The organism is Ornithinimicrobium sediminis, assembly GCF_021272345.1.
GTDB lineage: Bacteria > Actinomycetota > Actinomycetes > Actinomycetales > Dermatophilaceae > Ornithinicoccus > Ornithinicoccus sediminis_B.
The window spans coordinates 85113-103488 of record NZ_JAJSDQ010000008.1; the positions used below are offsets into that span (position 1 = coordinate 85113).

Below are 18376 nucleotides of genomic sequence, written 5' to 3' on the forward strand. Positions count from 1 at the left end.
CTCCAGCCGTCGACGTACCGACGTTTGGAACGCCCCAGGTGCGGCAGTAGCGGACGGGTCACCGTCCAATCGCTGAACCGGTCCGACTACGGGCTCCTTTGCGGAGGCGCTGATGCCTAGTACTTGGGTGAGGGTGGGTTTAGGTAGTCAGACGTTAATCATCGGAAAGTGATCACCGTTGTTTTAGCTCCCCCCACGAATGCCGGCTTCGATGACCTCTTCCTCATCAAGCCGATGCCCTGGCTTCGTTAGCTCCAAGCTGGCGAGATGCTTCTGGAGTTTCTTGGACATAGGAAGGAAGGTAGCGAAAGTGAGGCCGCCTGAGAAAACCGCCCCGGCGAGTGGGACAATCTTGGCAACGCCGCCTGCAAAGAGCTGCTTGGTCATGCGGACGCCCAACAAGGATGCAACTTTCTTGACCACCGGGTAGATAGCTCCCTGGGTCAGAGCCTTCTGCGGCAGCTTCTTCACTACCTGTCCTGCGATTATGGTGGACACCTTTGTCACGCTGGCTTGCGCCATTTGAACTCCGAACATGACCCCGACGAAAAGGGTCAGGATGCTCTTGGTAGCCTCATCGAGTTCTTCGTCGTCTTCGGCAAAGAGATCGGGCCAGCTGTAGATGTAGGCTAGTTTCTGTGCGATGCGAAGCGCGTGTCCGAAGTATTGAACGAGATCGGCTGGTATGGTGCCGATCATCGCGAACCCACCGGGTAGTCCCGCAAGAGAAGACATCCCGGTGACTTTGCCTGTCTCATACCTGATCGACGTATTGGCTGCTTCGGTGATGACTCTGAGTGGGATGCCTGCGGCGGCCGGACTGTAGGCGATGGCTTTCTGGATCTGTTCCTCGGAGCAGTACCGCTTTAGCGCTATCCGGAGATAAGTTCCTCGGTTTATTCTTACGCCGGGCATCTTCGCTGCAGCATCAAGCACTTGGGTGAACTTCGTTCCAGGGTTCTCGATCTCTTTGGTCGGGACATGAGGCCGATCATATCGGTAGCCTCCGAGAACTTGGGTGAGCATTGCGCGCTGTCCCATGGCGAGCCCGTGCTGTCGCCTGGGTCGGCAACCTTGGGCCCCCGCGCTAGCTAGGGCGTACGCGGCTCCCGGCCGCCCAGTTTGTACAGCGCCAGGTCTACGTCGCGGTTGGTCCAGTCCGGTCCCACCTGGGCACGAAGATGGTCGACCGTTTCCATGTAAGCGGGGTAGCTGTACCAGCGAGGGATGTTGCCGTCGAACAGGACGGACAGCCCGGCGCGTGCCCGCCGGTCATAAACCGCCATCCTTCGGGGAGCTGACGCGGTGAGAATGGCAGAGGCCACTGCGTGCCCGTGGCCACAGCCAGGGAGTTCGCCCAGGATGTCGCGGGCGGCGTCGGCGGCGCGAGCGAGGGTCACGGACTCATCAAGCGCTGCCTTTCGCGCGCGGGCGGTGATCGCTCGCACCTCAGTTTCGGGCGTGCCCATGAGTTTGGCCATCCACGGGGTGTTCGCCTGCAGTCGCTTCCACGCCACGAGGGCCCCGAGGTCAACCTTGCCCAGGGAGCCCGAGGTCTCGGCGCGGGCGGAAACTTCTAGCAGGACCTCGTCGTAGTGAGACGAAGCCTGCTCGTCGTATGCGGCCCTGGCGCTGCGCAACTGGTCAACGATGTCAGTCATTGGCCCAACGTACTATCCAACGCGATCACAGCGAGCCGCATTGCGGCTGGCCGCTCCGCCCCATCCGGCTCGCAAGCCATGGCGCCAACTCGAGCACGGTCAGGATATTGCTTCTGCTCTCGTCAGGACGCATCGTCGGCAAGAGCGTGCGACCACGCTCCTGGCGGCAGACATCCCAGGTTCTGGGACTGTCAAGCGGCGGTGTTCAGGTGCTGTTGCCAGGCGGTGTTCTCGTCGTAGAAGGTGCGGTCGCGCAGGCAGCCGCGGAGGATGCCGACCCAGCGGTTGGCGAGCTGACGTAGGGCGGCTTGGTGGCCGACGCCGCGTCTTCGGAGGGCCTTGTAGTAGGCGCGTGCGCCGGCGGAGCCGCGCATGGAGCAGAATGCCCACTGCTGCAGGGCGTCGCCGAGGCGGCGGTTGCGGGCGTACCTGGCGAGCACGACCCGTCTGGTCCCGGACGCTCTGGTGATGGGGGCGGTGCCGGCATAGGCTTTGCGGCCCTTGGCATCGGCGTACCGGTGCGGGTCGTCGCCGAACTCGCCGAGGATCCGGGCGCCGAGGATCACACCGAGCCCTGGCAGGCTGGTGTAGATGTCAGCGTCCCGGTGCCGGCCAAAATGCTCGGCCACCACCTGCCCGAGCCGCTCGATCTGGGTGTTCAGGACGGTGATGAGCGCGACCTCGGAGCTCACGATCGCGGCGTAGGCGTCCTGGATCGGACCGGGTTGCCGCAGCTCGGGGGCGGTCAGGACGTTCCGGATCGTCTCGGCACGGGCGGTCACGTCGCGCCGGTGGGCGGCGGTCAGCGCGCGGACGATCTTGGCGCGGGACAGCCTGGCGGCGCTGTCCGGGTCGGGTGCTTGGGCCAGCAGGACCAGGGTGTCCGGTTCATCCAGGTCCTCGAACGCGGTCAGGGCGGCGGGGAAGAAGTCCCGCAGTGCGGCGCGCAGGCGCAGCACGTGCCGGGTCCGGTCCCAGATCATCGACTGGTGGGCTCGGGCGGTGACCTTGACCGCCTCTCCGGTGGCGCTGTCGCCGGCGACCTGGCGGTGGTGGGCCCGGTCCAGGCGGACGATCTCGGCCAGCAGGTGCGCATCTGCGGTGTCCGACTTCGCCCCGGAGGTGGAGTGCCGCTCCCGGTACCGGGCGACGGACTTCGAGTTCAGCCCGTACACGGTGTACCCCGCCGTAACCAAGGCGCCGGCTACGGGCCGCGGTCGGTCTCGATCCCGACCAGCACCTGCGCGGCCGCCTCGGCCGGGTCCAGGTCCGCCCATTCCTCGGGGGCGTGCTCGGCGACCAGCGCGTGCAACCGCGTGATGCCGCCCAACCCCTCGGGCAGGCGTCTTCGCGCCAGGATCCGTCCCTGGTCGTCGACGAGCTCGACGTCGTGGTGGTCCTCGGCCCAGTCATCACCTACGAACAACATCGCCCAACCTCCTGCGCCTCGTTGCGATCCGTTGTAGCAGCGTGGAGGAGGACTCCCGGCGATCTAATGGTCAAGTGCTCACCCGAACGATCTGGGGGCACGTCATCCCAGCAGCGGTCACGCCTCCTCACGACCGGCGGGCGCACGGTCTGCCGCGAGACCTCAACGATCAGATGCGTGGAGTGCTGACCCGCCGGCCGCTACCGGAACCGAGCCTGCCAGAGGATCGGTACAACCCATTAGATCCGTGTGCGCACGCGCTCCCCGCTGGGCGCGCGTGAAGAGGTGTCGGGATCACCGATTAGGTTGGCGGTATGCAAGTCGCCCAGGTGTTCACGATGATGATCGAATCGCCCTTGGACGTGCCCGAGGCTCCTCAGGCGGTCTTCGACTCGCTTGCCGAGTGGAACGACGCCCATACCCGGAAACGGAACGTAGGTCTCCTGCGCGTTGAAGCCGGGATGGGTCTCTCATCGCTGGGCGAGGCTCACGGCCGGAACATCGGTGGTGTGAAGGCACGAATGAAGAGACTTGGACTTCATCAAGAGTGACATCGCAAGCGTAGTCGTTTAAAGCGGTCCGCTGATGGGACCGCATGGGGATCAGGGGTCGCTGGCGGCGTCCTCGAGCGGCTCAACTCCACCGACAGCCGCAGGCAGCCGTCAATCGTCGTCGGGGAGCTCAACCAGCGCCGAGTCCGACTTCAAGCCGACGAACTGGACCAACATGCCCATGCAGGGAAGCAGGCTCAGGACGCACCAGAGGGCGGGGAACGTCACCACCATCGCTGCAGCAGCCACAGTCAGCCGGGCTTCAGCGTCAGAAAGGAACACAGCTGGGGGCGGCAGGAGGGCCACAACGAAGCTCGCCAGGAGCCCGAGGACTGCGAGCGTTGCCGTGAAGAGAAAGGGCCGCAGGTATCGGATCGGGTCACGACCGATCCGATACAGGTTCCTCAGTAACTCCGGGTCCATGAAGGCCGCCTGTATCGCGGCGCCCGCCAAGACTGCTCCCAGGACTATGCCGAGCAGGGCTCCCGACAGCTCTTGGAGCACTTCTAACGACGACGGCGAGAAGTACACCCTTACTGCCGCGAGGACAGTGCCCAACAGCGCGAGGACGAAATCGAACTGCCGAAAGGAGTCCACGAACAGAGGACGAAGAGCGACATACAGATGCGACGTACCACTACGACTGAGCATTGGTGACCACCTCCGAGTCGAACATACGTCCGCCCACCGACAGTCTAGTCGCCCAGGTCCTGAGACCGAGCGGCGGCGTCGCGCAGGAACGAGAGGCGACCAGCAAGTTCGCGCAGCACAGCCTCTTGCACCTCGTCACGGTTCGCCGCTTCCACCTGGATGGTGTGGGCCCGCTCGTTCGAGTTGAACTTGGGCTTGGACCGGGCCGTTTCGCCCCGAGCCTCCATCCTCACGGTCAAGAAGCCTGTCTCCGTCCCATCGATCTTGGCCGCGAACTCCTCCGACTCTGTGTTCAGGTGCTCGCCCCGGTAGGCCGCAAACTCCTCAGTCTTGCGCTTGGCGCGCAGCTCTCGCATCTCCTCCCGGTCCTCGTCGATGTCGTTTCCCGGGTTGCTCAGTTTCACTGTGCGGATGAGTAGCTTGACCTCTGGATGCTGCTCAATCCACGCGTAGATGTCCTCCCTTGTGGCGATGAGGTCGACCTCCCACTCGTATCCCGGGAAGCCGACCTCTGCGACTGCGGCCTGCAGCACCATCTCGAAGCCTTTGCGGAACTGGTTCCGCTTCAACCGCGACGCCGTAGCGAAGGCGACCCACCTGTCGTGATCGCCCAGCGCGACGGCAAACGGGGCGATGGTTTGATCGGAGCCCGTGTCACGGTCTTCGGCCTCTCCCTTGGCCCAGCTACGAGACTCCTCGTCGAAGCTCATGTCCGTTCGTGGCTCGCTGTACCCGAGGATGCCAGTCAAGAATTGCCCGTCAGGCGTCACGGCGAAGTCCCCGGCGTGCCACGTCTTAGTCTCCTGCGTGCCCCGACCACGCTGCACCGCGCTGGTCAGACCGCTCTCAGCCAGAACCCTCATCTCGCGCGAGAAACTTGACTCTCCAGATAACGGTGTGTCGCTTGACCTGCGTCGGTTGATGCGCGCAAACACGATGGACTTCATCTGCCCCGATGGTGCCACCCTTCCCCCTTCTGTTCGCGGGCCTAGCGGTGTCCCAGCCCTACTCGTCACGAGGCCCGCCTTTGGCGCTCTCGTCCTCTCGGCCGCGCAGCTCGCGAGTCGCCTCGCCGCAAAAAGTACCAGGTCCTTCCGTTCCTGCGATGTGGGCTCGCGGTCCATCCCGAACCTAGCGCGGATAGCGGCTGGGCGAAGTTGTCACAGGAGGGTTCGCTTGGCACGCTGGCGGCTACCGGCTCGTGCGTCGCCTCGAGGTGGGGCTGCGCATGGTCGGTGTGGGTGAGGGCGGTCCGATCTTCGGGGGCCGGTGGATGAGCCCACAGGCGGTCCTCGTCGTCTCGTTCGCTCTCCAGCGGTGCTTCTGATTGCTTGGGCAGTCGTCGGGAACGCCTTGCGCCGCGGGGCGCTCGGTTTGGCTACGCTGGATCCGTGACCGCAGCGCTGCTCGGTTGCGCAGTCTTGTCTCCTGGTCGCGCACCATCGCCCCCGACAGCTCCGCTGTAAGGCCGGTCCGCTCCGCCAGCAGGCGCTGCCCCACACTGCCCGCGTGGGCCACCACGCCGACACCATCCGCAGAGAAGGACAACCCCGACGACCACGACGTGCACTTCACTTACCGAGTGCTTCCTGCTGGGCGGACCTGGGACCTTAGACAAGTCCAAGTCTTCCCTCATCAGGCAGCACTTCGGTGCTTCTACACACCGATCGCAGCGCCACCCCGTGAACGATCCGGGCTAGAGTTCGCGTATGGCACCTGACGTTGACGAACTCCAGTATGCGCGAGCAACCCTTGAACTCTTCGACGATGTCGCGGTTCCGCTCTCGACCATCCTCCGTCGTTGTCTTCGATTGGCACACCTCCGTGGTGACTGGAAGGCTGTCACGTGGCTTGAGCTGGAGCAACATGAATTCGGGGGCGAAAAGCCTTACGATGATGGCCTAGCGGCCGATCTGCTCAGAGAGTTGGGGCGACACCCAGGCGATCCGGAACGAGTGGCGATTGTAGAGCAATTCATCAGTAGACGCACATTTGATTCGAAGTCCAACGCCGCGAAGGCGGGGCTTGTATCAGGTCACAGTGTCGAACTGCTCGAGCGGCACCTAAAACTCTTTGATCGAGAGATCAGAAACAGCGTTGATCAGGATGGAGGCACGTACTCGCAGCAAATGGATCGAGCAACAGCGCGCGTGAACCTCGAACAGAGGCGAGAGAGCGCGCGCAACACCTTAGCGAAGGTGCGGAACGCGGTCTACGCCTACCTCTTAAGGACGGAGCGCGAACTCGTATTTGTCGAGTTCAACGACGCCTTCTTCGCCAAGACGAAGGACCTCGTCGACCGTCAGCTGTCGATCGTGTCCGCTGAAGCGGTAGAGAGATTCAACTCTGCCTACCGACGCCTTCGGGACGGGGACGATGAGTCGCTATCCCAGGCTGCAGCGTCCTGCCGGCGCGTTCTCCACGCGTTAGCAGATGCGGTTTGTCCACCCCGCAGTGACCGACCCAAGGACGCTTCGGGAGTTGCAAGGGACCTTACGGCAGATAAGTATCGAAACCGCCTGATGTGGTTTGTCTATGAAACCTGTCCGCGGACCACGTTGCGTCCACTCCTCGATGTAGACATCAAGCTTATGTCTGATCGATTGGAGGCCATCGATGCCCTCAGCAGCAAAGGCGTTCACGACGTAGTGTCGGCGCAAGAGGCCGAGGCGTTGGCAAGCCATGTATACCTGCTAGCTGCCGAGATTCTGAACTTGCATGAACGCTACGCCGGTGCCGTCCAGTGAAGCGGTCCAGCAGCACGTCTGCGCACCGCTGCCACAGCGCTTCGCATGGTGGCAAAGGCAACACGATGGACAAGATCATCCACCGGGAGGTGGCCAATGCGAAGTGTAGCTCGATCGCGTAATGCGCAAACGTACACATGGCGTTCATTAGCAAAACGCCAAAGATGCGCGAGGCGGTGAGCCGTAGGGCGCATGGGACTTCAATCTGGACCAGTACGAGTCGTACGTCGATTCGCCGAAGGGTGGATTTGTGACTGGCGATCGTTCAATAAGGGCTCTCCGTAGTTGAGCGGGCCAATGGACGTGCTCAACGACCGACCTGCGGACGTTCATGCGACATCCGCTTATCGGCGCTGTGGCAGTGCTGTCACGCCTGCTTGGGGCGTGTCGCCGAAACGTCCGATCCGACTCTCGGCAGAGTCGTGATGTCACGACCGTCATGGCCGCCGTTGCCTCGGGCGGCCGCCTCCTCAGCAGAGTCGGGCGCTAGTGCACCTGGTGGAAGCGCGAGATGCCAGGGCTCACGCGGCGCCTCTGCGGACGTGAGACGCGAGGCTCCCAGACATGCGAAATGAGTCCCAGGGCCCACCGCGCCAGGGAGGCGCGGTGGGCCGGAGGGGGTGGATCGTCAGGACCTGTGAGGGGTGCTCGACTGCATCATCGTCAGCGGGCCAGTGCTCTGGAGCGCGCGATACACCGAGGCGCGGGAGACGCCGAGGACTCTGGCGATCGTGATGGCGTGCTGGCCGCTGTCGTACATCTGCTGTGCCACCTGGAGCTTCTCAGGTGTCCACACGGTGGGTCTGCCGCCTTTGCGGCCGCGAGCCCGAGCGGCTGCGAGGCCGGCGTGGGTTCGCTCGCGGATGAGGTCGCGTTCGAACTCGGCGAGGGCACCGAAGACGTGGAAGAACAGTCTGCCTCCGGGTGTGGAGGTGTCGATGCTCTCGGTGAGGCTGCGGAACGCCACCCCGCGTGCCTGCAGGTCCTGGATGGTGTCGATGAGGTGGCGCAGGCTGCGGCCGAGCCGGTCGAGTCGCCAGACGACGACGGTGTCTCCGGGGCGCAGGTGCTCGAGCAGGGCGTCGAGCTGTGGGCGGTGCTGCAGGGACCCGGAGGCCTTGTCGACGAAGATGCGGCCGCACCCGGCAGCGGTCAGGGCGTCCACTTGGAGGGCTTCGTCCTGCTCGAGGGTGGAGACGCGGGCGTAGCCGAGCAGGTATTGCTGGCGGGGTGTCTCGGTACTCATGGGGTGGGTCCTTTCTGCGACGTTGATTCTGGACACGGGTTCTGGAGCAGCAGAACGCCCCGCAGCCGGGTTGGCTGCGGGGCGTCTCACATACGGTCGTTTCTGGGATTCGTCGCCCAGTGAGCAGCGATGATCCGGTGCGTGGCAGGTTTGGTCTCTTGACGAGCACTCCACCACCCCCACCTCCGTTCCTTGCGATGGAACGGCACGTTCAACAAGCTGTCGCACGCCTGGGCGGGTGAGGCGTCCGACTTCACTCCGCTGCTAGCTGAGCAACTGGACGAGATAGAGATGGAGAGCGCGATCGGGGTCGACTTGGCGTCCTCGGGTCAATCCCCTCAAGGATGTGACAGGGAAGCCCCGCGCTGGAGAAGGTGGACAGGACTCCAACGCGGGGCCGGGGCAGCCGAGCACTCAGACGGCGACGCCCCTGTCCCAGGTGGATCAGATTGCCATAGGGGACGGTCCCGCGCCAGAACCCCCCTGCAGCTGCCCTGGCACGGGACCTCGCGTCCCCTGACGGACGCACCTGTCAGGCTACTGTCGGCCGGAGTGCCTGCCTAGGGCATAGGGGCGTCCCGTGCCAGGCGGTCGGGGGGGTCCCACTGGCACGGGACGTCGCGACAATAACGGACCGTCGCATTCCCGTACAAGGCAACACAGCACAGGTCAACCGGCGCGCACCGCTGAAGGGGCTGGAGGTTTGGCGGCCCCGCGCCAGCGAACCGTGCAAGCGCCCCAGCGCGGGGCCATGTTGGGACACAGCGAAGGAGGAGCGTCCCAGTGCCCTCAATGATGGTGGCCGGGCAACGACCCTGCAAGTTTGGCCTGGCGCGGTCCTACGGACGCACTGGGCGGGCTCACCCGGAAGGAAGGTCCCGCGCTGGTGCGTCGAAGCGGACGCGGCCCAGCGCGGGACCCGGAGCTGCCGCTATTCCACACCGCAGACCCACAATGCGGCTCGCTCCTACCCTGTGCATCCACACTGACACGGGGTCAGGCGCTTCGCCAGGCGGTCAGCCACAACCCTGGACTAGAGTCCCGATCACGGTTCCGGGACCCTTCGCGCGGAGGTGTGTCCCGTTGAGCTGAGGCCCCGGCAGGCGCTCGACGGCTCTGCCGGGGCCGCCCTACGTCCCGACCGCTGGGATAGTGCCCCACAGGGAGGGGCCCCGCGCTGGTGCAGGGGAACAGCGCGGGGACCCCGGGGCGGTCGAGCACTCTCGCCCGGGTGCGACACCCCTACCCCCAAGATCCACAGTCCCATGGGTGCCAGAAGAGTGCCACGCGGCGAGCCACACCCGAAGGTCCCGCACTGGAGACTCGTGGACAGGGCTCCAGCGCGGGACCCGGGGCACAGCGCGCCCACACGAAGCGGGTGCACTCGGATGGTGCCCCTACCCCCGAGATATCACGTTCCCACTACAGCTGTCCCCGCGCCATACCCCGGGGCGGATCAAGCGGTCCACCCCCGGTGGGGCTCTGCAGGGAGGCCCCGCGCTCAGGTGTCCCTGCAGCACGGGGCCGAGAGGGGCTAGTGCGCTCGGGGGGAATGCACTCGGATGCTGTGCCCCTCTCTTATCCTGCACTTGCACGCTCCCACAGGGGGCCAGCCCTACGCCATACCCCCCCGCCCGTAGGTCCGTTAGTAGCGCACGCGCGTGGCGAAGCCTCAACGGCCGTGGGGATAGGGAGGCACCTAGGTACCGAATCTTTACCTTTCTGACACCAATCTGTAATTCCTTGGGCAAGACAGGAGACTAGGAGTGCGGGTTAGATAGGCAGGACACGCATCCATCCATGCAGAGGGGTTGGTGGGCGTGCAGTCCCCCGGCGAACCAGGTCCGGCAGGCCTCTCGCCGGGGGCACCCCAACCCTGGCAGCGACCCAAGCCGGGCGCACTTGTGGCGACCCCCCCAAAGGCCGTGACACCCGTTCGCGCCCGAGCACGACCAGTGGCCCGCCCGCTGTAGCGGACAGGCTGGCCGTCTGACCCCTGGCAGGCCGTGCACTGCGCACCTGGGGTGCCTCACGCCCGTTCGTGAGGCTCTGGTCACCGGTTACCGGGAGCGTTCGTGTTGGTGGCGCAGACTGTGAAGGGCGAGTCCCGCAGTGGCGTTCAGTGGACATCCAGGCTTGACTCTGTCTGTGTCTGGATGGCTGGGGTCGCGGAGCGGAGCCAAGGCGTGCCGTCGTATGACCGCCGCTCTGGTGGTTGTGTCATGACCGGGGGCGAGGTCGACTCGGGGGTCAACAATGCTTGGGCGGAGTTGCAGCGAGCTAAGAAGCGCAAGCCAGTGACGGGCACGGTTGTGGAAGTGGTCAAGGGAGGTCTGATCGTCGACGTGGGGGTCCGTGCCTTTCTCCCGGGCTCGTGGCAACGTCGTCCTGTCTCGTAGGGACTGGCTTGAACACATCGCCCCGCAGAAGCGGGCGGCCTTCTTAACGCAGTTGCGACCGGGTGATGTGTGGCCGGCTATCGTCTTCGGGCTGCACCGCGACGGGGTGGTGGTCGAGTTCGGGGACTTCGCTGAGGGAGTCATCGAGTTGGCCGACCTGGGTGGTCACAAGGTGGATCACCCTGGTGAAGTCGTCGAAGTCGGTGACAGCATCTACGTGCGAGTGCTGAGCGTGGACACGGAGCGGCAGTTCGCTTCGCTGGCTCTGGAGCCGGAGCAGGACGAGACTCCGTGAGTCCAGTTCTTCATCCGTGATCCCGGAGCCTCGCCCGCTACATGCTCGCCCCAGCCGGTCTCACCCTCAAGGGCGGTACAGGTAGGACTCGCTTTCGTCGTAGCCGGATGGCTCCCCCAAAGGGGCCGGGTGGCTCGTTGGTGTCGGTGTCCTGCGAGGACGTCGACGACGGCTTCGACGGCCTTGACGCAGACCAGGATGACGGCGGCGAGCTCTCGGGCTTCCTCGAGGCCGGCGGTCGGGTCCCAGCCCCGTCGACGGAGTTCCCTCCAGGTGAAAAGACGGTGTGCCCCAGCCCGAGTCCTGGCGACGTCCGCGTGACTAGTGCTATGGGGAGTCTCAAGACGTGCCCCGGATGGACGATCCGCTCGTGGCGCCCGGTCGCGTATCCGGGCGCCGCGAGCAGTGCTGGGTCAGCGCCCTACGAGGAAGGCTGTCACGGAGCCGCTGAACGTGACGTCCGTGCCGGCCGGCAACCCGAACTCGGGGTCGTCCTCTGGCAAGGTGAACGTCTCGGTGAACGTGCATGTGACCGTGGGTCGGGGGTTGCGTTGCGCGACGTTTCCGCCGCCTTTGAGGTCCTCGTCGGGGAAGGTCTCCTCGTAGACGTCGCCGTCTGGGGTGACGGCCCGGAAGCCGAAGTCGCCGAAGGCGATCGGGACCAGCACGTTGGTTGACCCGACGATACGACCCGGCGTCCAGTTGCCGTTGCCGTTGACCACGATGTCGTAGCTGTGGCCGTTGTCGCAGACGAGGGGGATGATCTCTGGCTCGGGCGGGGCGGCGGTGGCGGCTCCGGTGCCGCCCACCATCAGCGCGGCTGCGAGCACTGGCCCGAGGATGGTCTTGCGCATGGGGTCTCTCTCCTTCTCCCCCGAGCCCGGCCAGGCCCGTTGCCCGGCCCAGTACCAAAAAATGTAGCGCCGGACGACCGCTGGCGCCGCTGGAAAGGACCGCGACCAATCAGGGAGTTCGAGACTCATGAGACTGGTCCGCGCGGAGACATGAATGGTGTTCAGCACGGTGGCGACCAGTGCTGCCTTGCGACGCCGTGTGGCTAGCGGTGACGGTCGGCTCTAGGGGTGCTGGCTGGGGACCTGGCGGGGCCTGCAACCCGTCTACTGATCAGGGCCGGTACAGGTAGGACTCGCTCTCGTCGTAGCCGGACGACTCGCCCCAGAGGGGGCGAGTGGCTCGTTGCTGTCTTTGCCCCGCGAGGACGTCCACGACGGCTTCGACAGCCTTGACGCAGACCAGGATGACTGCGGCGAGTTCGCGTGCTTCTTCCAGGCCGGCGGTGGCGGTCTCGGGTGCGCGGCGTTTCAGTTCGCTGTAAGCGACGACGGACAGGGCTGCGGCTGCGGCGGTGCAGATGACGATGAGCACGGTTGTCTCCCAAGTGGTGTGTGGTGGAGGGGTGGCCCGTCCCCCGGTACGGACGGGCCACCCCTGGGTGTGGCTGGTGGTGTCAGCGGACGGTGCGTCGGGCTCGTGCCTGTTCCTGCTGGTGGGCTCGGCGGGCTGCCCGGTTCATCGGGTCCCCGTTGGTGGACGCTGTGACGGGCTGCTCCACGGTGACCGCCTTGCCCTCCTGCTTCCGGGACGGTGGCTCTGTGGGACGGATGTCTGTCACCGTCGCCACTGCCGGCTCGGTCGGGGAGCCCTTGAGCACCGTGCGGACGCCCTGGTGCAGGCGCGGGTCGATCAGGAACGGCACGACCAATACTTCCAGGACCGCCCGGACCCAGACCGGGCCGACCAGGGCGTGCAGGAGCCGGTGGGCGACGACGGTGTGGCTGACCGGCCGGACCAGCTGGAGCGCGTCGGTCAGGACGGCCCGGGCGGTGTCGGTGGCCGGGCGGGTCTGGATGCCGAAGGCGACGAACCACAGGTAGGCGCCGGCCTTGCCCAGGCCGTCCCGGACCCGCAGGCCCGGTGTCCCCGCCCGGGCGAGCAGGGCGGACATGGAGACCCATGAATGCCGGGCGAGGTCGGCCACCGTGTGCCCGGACGCTCGGGTGATCCGGGTCACGGCAGTGGTCACCGGGGGGGTGCTGAGGACGGCCGCAGCCAGTGGGACGACCCCGACGCGGCGCACCAGGGTGAGCCCGCGGGCCAGGTGGGACCCCAGCCAGCCCAGGGCCGTGCTGTCCTGGACCTGGGTGAGCAGGGTGCGCCACTGGCGGACAACCCAGGTACGTGCGCTGCGGGGGAGTGCCTGGGCGGTGTCCCGTGCCCTCCGTGCGGTGGCGCGCAGGTGCAGCAGGGACGCGAAGCGTCCCTTGCTGGTGACGAGCGGGGGCTGCTCTGGGACGGCGTAGAGCGGTGGGTAGGTGGGTGCTGTGCTCATGGTGTGGTTCCTTCTCGGGTGGGGCCGCGCGATGGCGGCCGGTGTGTCCCTGCCCGGGGTGGGCAGGGGGTTCTTGGGGGGATGGACATGACGAAGGCCCGCCGCTGTCAGCGGCAGGCCTGGGGTGTTCCGGTAGGGCGGGGTGGTCCTAGGGGTGGGGGTGGATGCCGAGCTCGACGACCCGGACCAGGAGCTGGGCGAGCCGGTAATCCGGGTCCGCGCGCAGTGCCCGGTCCAGGGCGACGCGTGCGGTCGCGCCGTCGCCGCGCCACCAGGCCAGGGAGGCCAGGACGGTCAGGGACGGGGTAGCCATCGGGTCGGGCAGGCAGGAGCACAGCTCGACCAGCCGTGCCTGCCGGCGCCGGTGGACCACCCCCTCCGGCTCACGCGGGTCGGTAGCGGCGGTGGCCTCGCACGTGCTGGCCCACACCCGGTCGAGGTGTGCGGTGATGTCCCGGACGGTGTCGCTGACCAGGTCCGCGGGGAGCAGTCCTGGGGTGAGCCAGGCGACGAGCCCGTCGCGGACGGTGACGTCCTTGAGGGAGACCGCGGCCAGGGTGGCATCGATCGGGCTGACCGGTGCCGGCACCCTGTCAGGGGTCAGGATCCTGGCCCACGCGGCGAGCAGTTCGTCCTGGGAGTCGACGTCGCCACTGTCAGAGTCAGGGTCCACCGCCAGCAGGACGTCCACCAGGTCGGCGACAGCATCAGCGCGCGGGCCTGGTTCCACGGACCGGGCCAGGACGTCACGGTCACGGAGCGGGGTCATGCCGGCACCGACGAACTCCGCCGTGATGTGCGACGCGTCGACCGGGGCGGGCAGGGGCGTGCCCTCGGGCGGGCAGCACCCGGGGTCAGGACAGTCGACCGACCACCAGCGCCCGTCGCGGACCACGATACGGTCCAGCACAGTGATGTCCGTGTCCTGGTCCAGCAGCGCTGCCAGCGCCTCCAGGACGGGGCGACTGCTGTCGGGGGTGGACTCGTAGCCGAGCAGGATGACCTTGTGGGCGTCGCTGCTGCGGATCGTCGGCAGCAGGGCCCCGGCGGCACCGTGGGCGTGCGCAGGCGCGGGTAGGTCGATGCGCTGGGTGAGGACGAGCCTGTTGTCGTGCAGGCAGAGCACGACGGCACTGTCGGTGGGGTGGAATCCCAGGACGAACGGGACGGCGGCGAGGATGTCGTCGGGGCTGGTCAGGGTGATGGTGTCGGTGGTCATGGTGGCTCCTGGAAGTGGGCATGAAAAAAGGCCCGTCACCGGGTGGTGACGAGCCGTGCTGCTGAGGGGGTTTTTCCAGCCCCAATGGTGGGCGTGGTTATCCCGTTCCTCGTGGTATTGATTATACCCCAGTATGGCGCACCGGGAAAGGGCAGGGATGCAGCATCCTCCTATTCTTCGTGAGGCATCATGGAAACATGAATGCCGTAGCCGCAAGTGACGGGTATGACGTCGTTGATCTCCCGCGTGTGGAGGGTCGCCACCGCAATCGGGCTCTCGCCCATGCGCGGGCCAACCGTGCGCTGGCGATGCGCGCGCAGGGGATGACGTACCAGGAGATCGCCGACGAGCTGGGCTACAGCAACCGGGGAGCCGTCCACCACGTCATCCACCGGGCATTGCAGCGCCAGGCCACCGAAGCGGCTGAGGAACTGCGCTACCTTGAGAACACCCGCCTCGATGCCCTCCAGCAGTCGCTCTGGGGCGCTGCGATGGATGGAGACGTCGAGGCCGCCACCGCGATCGTCCGCATCATCGCGGCACGCGTCCGCCTGAATGGACTCGCGGGTGCGGACATCAATGGTAGGTCCGCAGCCCCGGTTACGGTTGTGCAGCGCCGAAGCAACTGATGGGGGTGGCGTTGTCTTCGAGGGTTGTCTGGCGGACGGCTGCGGAGAGGCGGTGGCTGCAAACAGCAGTGGTGCCGACACAGAGATAATGGGGCTCTCGGATAAGGACGAGGCGCTCGACCGGGCGTGAGCGGTTGGGCTGGAACTCGAGGCGTTGCCATGGGCGGCGCCGCGTGCCACTCTGGCAGGACGAGAGAGGCGGCATCCCATGCCCGAGTTCATGGACGTTCACAGCGGAATGACCGGAGTCACGCCGGAAGCGCTCAACGAGGCGCACCAGGCTGACCTTGCGATCCAGGACGAGGAGCAGGTCACTTTCAAGCATGCCTGGGCGGACCCCGAGTCGGGCACCGTTTTCTGCCTGTCAGAAGCGCCCAGCGCCGAGGCCGTTCAACGCATCCACGAGCGGGCCGGCCACCCCGCCGACCACGTCTACGAGGTCCCGGTCCAGGCCTGAGCCCCGGGTTCCTAACAGACCTTCCTGCAGACGTCCGACTCTGCCGCTCGGAGGCAGGTGGTGGACGCGACGATGGGCCACCGTGGTGACGGTGGCCCATCGTCGCTCATGGATGGGTCAGACTCGGCGAGGCCGGGTCAGTTGTCGACCTCGAGCACGCCACAGACGGCCGGGTCGGTCGCCTCGGCGGGCAGGCTCGCGTCAAGCTCGCTGGCACCCGCGCCGTCGAAGTCGTATGTGCCGTTGCCGTTGTAGTCCACACCGTGGATGACCAGGACGCCCTCACCTTCGCGGATGGCGTCGGCGATCTGCTTTGGGCTCCCGCCACCACCGGCGTAGCCGGTGCCGGCGACGTTGGTGAAGTTGATGTTGTCGCGGCTGTAGTGGTACGAGCCGCCCTCGGAGACCGGGAAGCGAGCGACGTCCAGGAAGCTGGCGGGTGTGGTGTCACCGGTGGTGGTGAGCGAGACGACGACGGGTCCGTATGCCGGCACCCCTTCGACGGTGTTGATGCGCCCGTCGCCGTTCGCATCCAGGTCCAAACCTGGGCACTCGTTGAGGGCATCGTCGCCGTAGTGGATGTGCTGGGCGTGCGGGGCGTCCGGGCTCAGACCGTGGGCATGTACCTCGATGTGCTGAATCTTCTGGTTGCGCACGGTGGCGGTGGCGGTTCCTGATGCGCCCGAGCCGTTGAGCTCGTGCAAGTCCGCGCTGAGCATCACGGTCCTGTCGGCACCATTGCCGGATGGCTGCGGGTGGGCCGAGGCCGCCCCGGCCCCGAGTGCCGCTGAGGCGACCATCGCGAGAACCGAGGTGCCGAGGAAAGCTTGCCTGCGTCGATGCATGAGGAGCTCCTAGAGGTGTGCGACCAGGGAGACGATCTCGATGGTTGAGTGGTATTCGAGGCCGCTCGCCAAACGGATTGGGGGGCTCTTGATCCCCGCACCACGATGCGTCACGACCGAGACCGGCGACGCGGTCGCTGGGGATAGAGGCTCATCCGCACCGAGTGCACTACGCCTCTACGTCCCGCGCTCAGGTTCTCCTGCAGCGCGGGACCTTCCTGCTGAGCGCGACCGGGCGCCCCGTCAGGTCCACCCGGGGGTATGGCGCAGGGGAGGCTCTTGTGGGAGCTTCCGCTGGCGGGGCATCTTCTTGAGGTTGAGGGCCCCGCCGACCTCGCGTTGGAGTCCTGTCCACTTCTCCAGCGCGGGGCTTCCCTCACCCGGCCGGGCCAGGGGGCTTGCCTAGTGGTGTGGCGCGCTTCCGGCCCGCGTGGGACTGTGGAATCTCGGGGGGTAGGGGTGTCGCACCCGGGAGAGGGTGCTCGATGACCCCGGGGTCCCGCGCTGTGTTCCCCTGCACCAGCGCGGGGCCTCCCCGCCATGCGCCAGGGATGCTCCCACCCGGCACATGCGAATTGTTAGTCACTGAGTGCGGCTACAAGTGCGCACGGCATCGGGCTGGTCGTCCAACCTTCGCTTGTGGCCCTACTTCGGTAGGGCTGGAGCGTCGTGAAGCCCAGGTAGTGTGGCACGCGCGTTGCGGTCATGCCCCTGGTGGGACGTTGGCACCGGCCCTGTCTCGGGACCCCAGGTATCGGAGGCCGGATGCCCAGGAGATGCCGTTGAGCGCTGGATGCTTGCCCGGTGTGTCGCGGACCGAACAGTGTTGTTCATCTAAGGGGTGGCTGGAAATGCGGCGGAGATCACATTTTTCGCTTATGGTTTTCGAAGTACCGGGTGTAGCGGCGTGGCAAGTGCGCCTACCGGGACTCCAAGGAGCACACATGCGTAAGCCCATGGCGGTTGCCGCCGCCCTCGCCCTACCCGTTCTCTTTCCCGCAGCAGCGCTGGCCGACGCCCATGACGGCGCGGAGACCTACGTCGCGCAGCTCGGCGCGCTGAACAGCTCGGGTGCCAGCGGTACCGCTGAGGTCACCTTGGAGGGTGACCAGCTGACCGTGATGGTGACCGCGTCCGGTCTGCTGGCCGACCAGCCGCATGCCCAGCACATCCACTACCCGGAGGAAGGCGAGGGCAGCTGCCCGACCGGCGACGCCGACGAGGACGGTGACGGCTTCGTCAACACCTCAGAGGGTGCACCGTTCTACGGTGGCATCGTCGTGTCGCTGACCACCGAGGGCGACGTCACCCCGGACAGCGGCCTGGCGATCGACCGGTTCCCCACGGCCCCCGGTGGTGAGGTGATGTACGAGCGCACCTTCACCGTCCCCGAGGGCTTCGACGCCGCCGAGGACCTGACCGAGTCGGTCATCGTCGTGCACGGCATCGACGCCAACGACAACGGTGAGTACGACATGGACGGCGCCGGGGCCAGCGACCTGGACGAGTCCCTGCCGGCTGAGGCCACCAACCCGGCACTGTGTGGGGCGTTGAGCCCCGCGGGTGAGGGCGGGGTGCCCAGCGGCCTCGGTGGCAGCAACGGCATCGAGAACAGCGCACTGATGCTTGCCGGCGCAGGCAGCATCGCCGCCGCTGCCGGAGTCGTGCTCTACTCACGCCGCCGCAGCACCCAGGCCTGACCCCGTGGTGCCACCGGACGGGCACGTCCCGGACCCTGCGCCCGTGACGGCGCCAGCGGTCCAGGGCGGCCCGTCCGGGAAGCACCGCACCCGTGGCGGTCACCGGCGTCACGCAGCGACTTGGACAGCCAGCGCTCGAGCCGCACCGCCTGGTCCCCGGCCATCGGCCGCGGCGGCACGTTCATCTCGATGTTGTA

At 66.4% G+C, this 18376-nt stretch carries 17 protein-coding genes and 2 pseudogenes; 7 read left to right on the top strand and 12 right to left on the bottom strand.

What is annotated here, in order from left to right; all coding sequences use genetic code 11:
- Positions 1-183: 183 nt before the first annotated feature.
- The 3 genes and pseudogenes from LVO85_RS14970 to LVO85_RS14980 all read right to left on the bottom strand — a co-directional run bounded on the left by LVO85_RS14970 (position 184) and on the right by LVO85_RS14980 (position 3090).
- Positions 184-1041 carry a hypothetical protein gene (locus LVO85_RS14970; RefSeq protein WP_232748297.1) on the bottom strand — a complete coding sequence of 286 codons (858 nt, stop codon included), beginning with the start codon at positions 1039-1041 and terminating at the stop codon, positions 184-186.
- 50 nt (positions 1042-1091) lie between these two features.
- A complete protein-coding gene (locus tag LVO85_RS14975; RefSeq protein ID WP_232748298.1) occupies positions 1092-1661 on the bottom strand; it encodes a hypothetical protein in 570 nt (189 codons plus the stop codon).
- 191 nt (positions 1662-1852) lie between these two features.
- Positions 1853-3090: pseudogene (locus LVO85_RS14980) on the bottom strand (IS110 family RNA-guided transposase).
- A 314-nt stretch (positions 3091-3404) separates the two neighbouring features.
- Between LVO85_RS14980 and LVO85_RS14985 the strand changes: the two are divergent.
- Positions 3405-3641 (top strand): hypothetical protein, encoded by a 237-nt coding sequence (locus LVO85_RS14985; protein WP_232748299.1) that lies wholly within the window; start codon positions 3405-3407, stop codon positions 3639-3641.
- 111 nt (positions 3642-3752) lie between these two features.
- On the opposite strand, the gene LVO85_RS14990 is transcribed toward LVO85_RS14985, so the two are convergent.
- On the bottom strand, positions 3753-4238 hold the full coding sequence (locus LVO85_RS14990; protein WP_232748300.1) for a hypothetical protein: 486 nt from the start codon (positions 4236-4238) through the stop codon (positions 3753-3755).
- Between the two features lie 98 nt (positions 4239-4336).
- Positions 4337-5239, bottom strand: coding sequence for a hypothetical protein (locus tag LVO85_RS14995; protein WP_232748301.1), 903 nt, complete (start codon positions 5237-5239; stop codon positions 4337-4339).
- Between the two features lie 762 nt (positions 5240-6001).
- Here LVO85_RS14995 and LVO85_RS15000 point away from each other — a divergent pair.
- The gene (locus tag LVO85_RS15000; protein ID WP_232748302.1) at positions 6002-7039 is read left to right on the top strand and encodes a hypothetical protein; all 1038 of its coding nucleotides are present in this window, start codon (positions 6002-6004) and stop codon (positions 7037-7039) included.
- 628 nt (positions 7040-7667) lie between these two features.
- Here LVO85_RS15000 and LVO85_RS15005 read toward each other — a convergent pair.
- Entirely contained in the window at positions 7668-8285 is a 618-nt protein-coding gene (locus LVO85_RS15005; RefSeq protein ID WP_232748303.1) for a recombinase family protein, read from the bottom strand.
- A 2294-nt stretch (positions 8286-10579) separates the two neighbouring features.
- Between LVO85_RS15005 and LVO85_RS17270 the strand changes: the two are divergent.
- A pseudogene (locus tag LVO85_RS17270) lies at positions 10580-10660 on the top strand (S1 RNA-binding domain-containing protein); the annotation flags it as partial.
- 91 nt (positions 10661-10751) lie between these two features.
- Positions 10752-10979, top strand: coding sequence for a S1 RNA-binding domain-containing protein (locus LVO85_RS15010; protein WP_456299708.1), 228 nt, complete (start codon positions 10752-10754; stop codon positions 10977-10979).
- A 413-nt stretch (positions 10980-11392) separates the two neighbouring features.
- Here LVO85_RS15010 and LVO85_RS15015 read toward each other — a convergent pair whose 3' ends face one another.
- The 4 genes from LVO85_RS15015 to LVO85_RS15030 form a co-directional block, all read right to left on the bottom strand.
- A complete protein-coding gene (locus tag LVO85_RS15015) occupies positions 11393-11833 on the bottom strand; it encodes a hypothetical protein (protein ID WP_232748305.1) in 441 nt (146 codons plus the stop codon).
- Between the two features lie 271 nt (positions 11834-12104).
- Positions 12105-12365: a hypothetical protein gene (locus LVO85_RS15020; RefSeq protein WP_232748306.1), complete on the bottom strand. Its 261-nt coding sequence runs from the start codon at positions 12363-12365 to the stop codon at positions 12105-12107.
- An 82-nt stretch (positions 12366-12447) separates the two neighbouring features.
- Positions 12448-13329, bottom strand: a complete 882-nt coding sequence (locus LVO85_RS15025; protein ID WP_232748307.1) for a hypothetical protein — start codon at positions 13327-13329, stop codon at positions 12448-12450.
- 148 nt (positions 13330-13477) lie between these two features.
- On the bottom strand, positions 13478-14548 hold the full coding sequence (locus LVO85_RS15030) for a DUF4192 domain-containing protein (RefSeq protein WP_232748308.1): 1071 nt from the start codon (positions 14546-14548) through the stop codon (positions 13478-13480).
- A gap of 197 nt (positions 14549-14745) precedes the next feature.
- Between LVO85_RS15030 and LVO85_RS15035 the strand changes: the two genes are divergently transcribed.
- Together LVO85_RS15035 and LVO85_RS15040 are read left to right on the top strand one after the other, a co-directional pair.
- Positions 14746-15177, top strand: coding sequence for a hypothetical protein (locus LVO85_RS15035; RefSeq protein ID WP_232748309.1), 432 nt, complete (start codon positions 14746-14748; stop codon positions 15175-15177).
- A gap of 208 nt (positions 15178-15385) precedes the next feature.
- On the top strand, positions 15386-15634 hold the full coding sequence (locus LVO85_RS15040) for an SCO4226 family nickel-binding protein (RefSeq protein WP_232748310.1): 249 nt from the start codon (positions 15386-15388) through the stop codon (positions 15632-15634).
- Between the two features lie 137 nt (positions 15635-15771).
- Here LVO85_RS15040 and LVO85_RS15045 read toward each other — a convergent pair whose 3' ends face one another.
- The gene (locus LVO85_RS15045) at positions 15772-16353 is read right to left on the bottom strand and encodes a hypothetical protein (protein WP_232748311.1); all 582 of its coding nucleotides are present in this window, start codon (positions 16351-16353) and stop codon (positions 15772-15774) included.
- A 1070-nt stretch (positions 16354-17423) separates the two neighbouring features.
- On the opposite strand from LVO85_RS15045, the gene LVO85_RS15050 reads away from it, so the two are divergent.
- Positions 17424-18179, top strand: coding sequence for a hypothetical protein (locus LVO85_RS15050; RefSeq protein WP_232748312.1), 756 nt, complete (start codon positions 17424-17426; stop codon positions 18177-18179).
- Here the strand turns inward: LVO85_RS15050 and LVO85_RS15055 are convergent.
- Positions 18149-18376: hypothetical protein (locus LVO85_RS15055; protein ID WP_232748313.1), on the bottom strand; the 228-nt coding region annotated here is incomplete at its 5' end. The genes LVO85_RS15050 and LVO85_RS15055 overlap by 31 nt on opposite strands.

Coding starts and splice junctions, on each gene's coding strand:
- LVO85_RS14970 (WP_232748297.1), bottom strand. CDS start 1,041: ATGGGACAGCGCGCAATGCTCACCCAAGTTCTCGGAGGCTACCGATAT.
- LVO85_RS14975 (WP_232748298.1), bottom strand. CDS start 1,661: ATGACTGACATCGTTGACCAGTTGCGCAGCGCCAGGGCCGCATACGAC.
- LVO85_RS14985 (WP_232748299.1), top strand. CDS start 3,405: ATGCAAGTCGCCCAGGTGTTCACGATGATGATCGAATCGCCCTTGGAC.
- LVO85_RS14995 (WP_232748301.1), bottom strand. CDS start 5,239: ATGAAGTCCATCGTGTTTGCGCGCATCAACCGACGCAGGTCAAGCGAC.
- LVO85_RS15000 (WP_232748302.1), top strand. CDS start 6,002: ATGGCACCTGACGTTGACGAACTCCAGTATGCGCGAGCAACCCTTGAA.
- LVO85_RS15005 (WP_232748303.1), bottom strand. CDS start 8,285: ATGAGTACCGAGACACCCCGCCAGCAATACCTGCTCGGCTACGCCCGC.
- LVO85_RS15015 (WP_232748305.1), bottom strand. CDS start 11,833: ATGCGCAAGACCATCCTCGGGCCAGTGCTCGCAGCCGCGCTGATGGTG.
- LVO85_RS15025 (WP_232748307.1), bottom strand. CDS start 13,329: ATGAGCACAGCACCCACCTACCCACCGCTCTACGCCGTCCCAGAGCAG.
- LVO85_RS15030 (WP_232748308.1), bottom strand. CDS start 14,548: ATGACCACCGACACCATCACCCTGACCAGCCCCGACGACATCCTCGCC.
- LVO85_RS15035 (WP_232748309.1), top strand. CDS start 14,746: ATGAATGCCGTAGCCGCAAGTGACGGGTATGACGTCGTTGATCTCCCG.
- LVO85_RS15040 (WP_232748310.1), top strand. CDS start 15,386: ATGCCCGAGTTCATGGACGTTCACAGCGGAATGACCGGAGTCACGCCG.
- LVO85_RS15045 (WP_232748311.1), bottom strand. CDS start 16,353: ATGCTCAGCGCGGACTTGCACGAGCTCAACGGCTCGGGCGCATCAGGA.
- LVO85_RS15050 (WP_232748312.1), top strand. CDS start 17,424: ATGCGTAAGCCCATGGCGGTTGCCGCCGCCCTCGCCCTACCCGTTCTC.